A 1915-nucleotide genomic window follows, 5' to 3' on the forward strand; every position below is an offset into this window, starting at 1 on the left:
GCTACCTGGACAACGGAAGTCTGCCGATGACCAATTCGCTTGCCGAAAGGACGATCCGAAATTTTGCGGTAGGAAGAAACAACTGGCTGTTTTCGGGAAGTCCTAGAGGAGCCAAGGCTTGCGGAGTACTCTACTCGATCGTAGAAAGCGCCAAAGCCAATGGGCTGATCCCTTACAAATACATCCTTCACCTTTTAAAAGAACTCTCAAGACATGCTGGAAAGCTGACCAGCGAAATACTGGAGGAATGTATGCCTTGGAATCCAAATTTGATCAGCATATGCCAATAAAAACAAAGACGCTCATCGCAGGTAGAGATATTGTCTCTGATTCGATGAGCGTTTTCTATACGCTGTTTTAATTCCCGCTTACGATCTTCCGCTATATATTCACCAGGAAGAAGCAATTCATAAAATCAAAGAGAGAAAAAACGTTGTCATTACAACGGGAACGGGATCTGGAAAAACGGAAAGTTTTTTAATTCCGATTTTGGATGAAATCTTAAAAATGAAGCAAGATCCTCAAAAACGAGAAGGAATCAAAGCGATCTTTTTGTATCCAATGAATGCGTTGGTGAACGATCAGAAAGAACGAATTCAAAGCATTTTGGAGAATTATCCATCGATCACATTTGCCTCCTATACAGGAGAAACACCTGAAAAAGAAAATGAGATCAAAGAAAGAGCGTTTAAAAATGAAATCTACTCCAGAGAAGCGATTCGAAAAAGCGCTCCAGACCTATTGTTTACAAACTATTCTATGCTTGAATATTTGCTTATTCGTCCCTTCGACTATGCTTTTTTACGACCAGAAAGAATGAAAAATTTTCGCTTCTTCGTTTTGGATGAAGCTCACACATATAAAGGAAGTTTAGCGATCGAAATCTCATATTTACTTAAGCGATTTCAAGGGACTATTCAAAAAGAGGCTCAGTTTATTTTAACGAGCGCGACTTTAGGAAGCCCAGAACAAGCCAAGGAAATCGCTGAGTTCGCTTCTAAACTGACATCGGAAACGTTTAAGGCAGATGATATTGTCTTTGGAAAACGAAAAGCGATGGAATCAAAGAAAATCCTTTATTCAATCAAGCCATCTGATTATTTAAGAGCTTCTCAAAACTTAGAGAATATAGAAACGATTCGATCCATTGTTTCTTCTTATTTATCGATTCAACAAAATTGGAGTATTGATTCATTGCTTTATCAATGGCTTTTGCGTGATGAGAATGTATATACCTTGTTCAAAACGATCAATGGGATCAATGACTTTGAATATGTGTTACAAAAAATGCTTTCAAAATATGGATTCAATTCTGAAGAACTTGTTTCTTTGATTCATCTGATCTCTTTAGCAAAAGATGGCTATTCCTATCTGTATGAAACGAAATTTCATCTATTTGTGAATGTTCCTCAGCGAGCATTCATGAATTTAGGCAAGGAAAGGCAAATCGAGTTTGGAAACAGGACTCAAATTGCACAGGAACACGCTTTTGAAATTGGCTATTGCAAAAATTGTCATCATCTCTTTATTTTTGGTATTTTAGAGCATGATTATTTAATGACCAATGAAGTGGTCGATCTTTATGAAAACTACGATCCATTTCGTAAAGAACGTCTTGATTTTTTCGTATTGGATAAACCAGTCTATTTAGAAGAAGACGCTTACACCGAATATGAAGTATGCATCTATTGCGGAAAAGTCCAAGAAAAAGAGGAAATCGATCCAACTCTTTGCGATTGTCAACACCCTAAATACGTTTCGCTCTATAAAATCCATCAAACAGGAGATACTATATATATTGCCTTTAATAAGCCAAACAAAGTCGATCAATGACTTGGTACGGGCGCTGATTGACCCATTTTTCGAATTCTTTGACCCTCGCACTGATTTCCTGCTTTGTATGAATGAATACATT

The 1915-nt window shown here is 37.4% G+C and carries 2 protein-coding genes; both read left to right on the forward strand.

Annotated elements, in window-relative coordinates:
* The coding region (locus BO225_RS12970) for an IS66 family transposase (RefSeq protein ID WP_143356716.1) at positions 1-290 on the forward strand (290 nt) is incomplete at its 5' end.
* A gap of 97 nt (positions 291-387) precedes the next feature.
* Entirely contained in the window at positions 388-1833 is a 1446-nt protein-coding gene (locus BO225_RS00870) for a DEAD/DEAH box helicase (protein WP_269843888.1), read from the forward strand.
* Positions 1834-1915 lie beyond the last annotated feature (82 nt).

The sequence above is a fragment of the Dubosiella newyorkensis genome (assembly GCF_001945605.1).
Lineage (GTDB): Bacteria > Bacillota_I > Bacilli_A > Erysipelotrichales > Erysipelotrichaceae > Dubosiella > Dubosiella newyorkensis.